Below are 3,210 nucleotides of genomic sequence, written 5' to 3' on the forward strand. Positions count from 1 at the left end.
TTGTGGTTAAAAACATTGTACCGTAAAAGGGCTGTTACATGGCCTTTTATCTTTTACACAATTATATGGACTTTATCTGTTCTTTGAAATTTATTCTCATAAAAATGAATAGAATTAACTCTTAAAAACTCAGCAATTTTTTCTTTCGATCCTTCTACTTGAATTGAACAATCCAACAAAAAATTATTAGTTTTTTCATCTAAATGAATTAATTTCTTTTCAATTAAAATTGAAATTTTCCCAAGAAATATATCTAAAAATTCTAAATTGATACTTTTATTGTTATCACGTACCATTTTATTCAATATCTCTATAACTGTTCCGTAGAATCTTGGTGCCTTCCCATTTAAAATATAGTCAAACGCTTTAAGAATCTCCTCTCCGTCCGAAATTCTACCTATATTTGAATTAATGGCTGCGAGGATCGCATCTACCTTGAATATAATTATTTCTTCTTTCGTTAATTCCTTGTTAAGTGTATCAACTAGCTCATTAAAAATTTCTGTAAATCTCTCTTCATCCATAAATTTTCCAATATTTTTTAACAAAAACGCATCATTTTGTATTTTCCAATCTGATTGTTTTTCTTTTGCTAAGTCAAAAAAGTTATATATTTTATCATAACTACAAGATTTAGTTAATTCTCCATATTTAGTGATGACTTTTGAAAAAATATCCTGTTTGTTAGATATAATTAAAAAATCTAATGCTTGCTCACCATAACGAAAATACTCAGTGCTAATAAAATAATTTAAAAAAATTTCTGCTAAATCATCAAAAACCATCTCAACATGGACAATAGAACAATGACTTATTGAAGTAATGTATTGTTTATAGATATACTGACCAATTATATAACCTAGAAAATTCCCATAAACAACTGAAAACTCTGATCTTAAGTTATCTTTATTTCTTTCTTGTATTATTTTATGAAACGAATTTTCTCTAAATCTATCTACTAATGGGTAATATAATGGTGTTTTAATATTTGAAATCTTCTTTTGGATTCCCTCTTCACTATATACGATGTTTAAGAGCCTATTTTTCTTTGATTCTAAATGACGTAAATCAATTAATATATCTTGCGTATACCATTTTGGAATTTGGGAACTTTCTAATTCTTCGTATAACTTCAAGAGAATTTCGTACGCTTCTTCATATTCTCCTTCATGGTATGCACAGAATGCTTTGGCTCTCTTTTCAAGATAAGGATAAAAACTTTCTTCGAAAAGGTCTTTCCTTGCTAATTTAGTCCAGTTTAAATCTAATACTTTTTTCTTATTGATTCTATATAGTAAGAAATCAGAATAAATCTTATCATACTCTTTTGAATGTTCATTAGAAATTCTATTCGTATCAGTAATTCTAGAATCTGCGATTTGTTCAAAAAGCGACTTGGTTTTTTCATATTCAAATTTATCTATCAAAAAATTATCTTTTAAAAAGCTCTCGGATAACGAGTCTATTGAATCAACCTTTTTTTCTTCCAAATCAATTGATTGTTTCATATGAAAATTCGAATAATTTTCTAGAACTTCACATATAACTGATTCAATTGCAAGATCAACTATATCTGCTAAAGATTTTGCTGTCTTATATCTAACACCATCTGGACCTTGCAGTTCTTTTTGAATGCTTGTCATTTCACCATTTTCATAAATAATATATAATCTAGGTTTACCTATATCTTTTGCTCTATTATGCTCTTTTGTAATAGCATCTGTCTGCATCCCATTTCGACTATCAATGAGAAAAAGTATAATATCACTTCTATCAATTTTATTTAAATAACTCTCCTGCGAAGAAGAAGCCGAAGCCATAGCTTCTTCAAAATATACACATTGAATAATCCAGTATCCTCTAAAATTCTTTTAATTGACCTTCGAATAATATTATATTGATTTATCTCCTCCATATTTGAATCCAAATTACTGCAACGAGAACTAACAAATACTTGTAATTTACTATCTTGACTACTAATTTTCATAACTTCTCCTTTTAAAATCACTTCATTATATTGAATTAATCATACTAAAATCAATCTCCCTAGGTAACGGGGAAAAATTTGAAATAAGTATTATTCGACTACTTTATTAAATCTAAATATAACAATTATTCACATCAATGTGATTCCAACTATTTTTTTATCATTTTATAAGACAAAAAAACCATACCTTGACTAAATATGGTTTAAAAAATTTATTTATCCAACCCAACTAGTTTTCGCTGCTTACGATTTGCTTCATCTGCTACATACTTCATCACTGTTTTAAATTCTTTAGCTGAGGCATTTTCTGATAGATCAGCAATACTTTTATTATACTTTTTCACGATTTGTTGTACTTGTTCTTTCTCAGTCATGTAATTCCTCCTCCAAATCTTTTAAAGTATATTGTATTGGTAGTACTAATTGAATATTATCTGCTGCATAATGTACCTCAGAAATGTTGTTTTGATAATCCTTAATCATTATATGAAGGACTACTTCAGAGTATCTTTCTTTGACTTTTTCAATATTTTCTCTTGATTTAAAAAAAGCATTGATAAACGTTGCTTTTGGTACATGACGCCCCTCAGCTAATTCACGTTTTCGAGTGAAATCCCATGCAACTTTAGGATCTTGATAAACATAAAAAATCGTGACACGAAAATCGTTTTTTAGCGCTCGAATAATATTTTTCTCTGCACTAAGGATAGCAAAAGTAGCATCTAATATGAAAGAATAGCCATGTTCAATTACATATTTTAATGATTGTTCAACTAACCAAGAAGAAGCTTTCTGAAAAACACTTGAGTTCTTTCCATTGTATTCTGGAAATTGTGTTCTAAAATAGTCCGCATCAATCACAACATGGTTGTCATAATTTTCAGCTAAACCTAGTGCAACCTCTGTTTTACCTGCTCCTGGGCTTCCGGCCATGAATACCGCATCTTTTTCATCGTCAGGGATTTTCCCATTGATGATTGTTTCAATAAATTTATCTTTATTGACCCTAGCGTAATCTAAATACTTGTCTTTAGGTTCCAAGATTGCACCTTCTTTCCTTCTTCTATATTCATACTAATTATACGATATTTATATAAAAAATATAACGGTCATTTTAACCATATTAATATTTAAATCACAGTAATCACAAATATGCTCGCAAAATGGAATATGGATATACGCAGAAACCTTACGCCCTGTGGAATTGATTGTTTCATTCATTA

Annotated in this window: 3 protein-coding genes; all 3 read right to left on the reverse strand. The window is 28.8% G+C overall.

Translation table 11 applies throughout. The features are described from left to right. Positions 1 to 53: 53 nt before the first annotated feature. Complete coding sequence (locus tag DVW83_RS14390; RefSeq protein WP_238699442.1) at positions 54 to 1,820, reverse strand: hypothetical protein; 1,767 nt, start codon at positions 1,818 to 1,820, stop codon at positions 54 to 56. A gap of 379 nt (positions 1,821 to 2,199) precedes the next feature. Beyond that, positions 2,200 to 2,361 carry a hypothetical protein gene (locus DVW83_RS15265; protein WP_002294460.1) on the reverse strand — a complete coding sequence of 54 codons (162 nt, stop codon included), beginning with the start codon at positions 2,359 to 2,361 and terminating at the stop codon, positions 2,200 to 2,202. Further along, a complete protein-coding gene (locus DVW83_RS14395; RefSeq protein ID WP_104660835.1) occupies positions 2,354 to 3,028 on the reverse strand; it encodes a zeta toxin family protein in 675 nt (224 codons plus the stop codon). The genes DVW83_RS15265 and DVW83_RS14395 overlap by 8 nt, the downstream gene beginning before the upstream one ends. Positions 3,029 to 3,210 lie beyond the last annotated feature (182 nt).

This window comes from Enterococcus sp. VV15 (assembly GCF_005236045.1).
In the GTDB taxonomy this organism is placed as follows: domain Bacteria; phylum Bacillota; class Bacilli; order Lactobacillales; family Enterococcaceae; genus Enterococcus_B; species Enterococcus_B durans.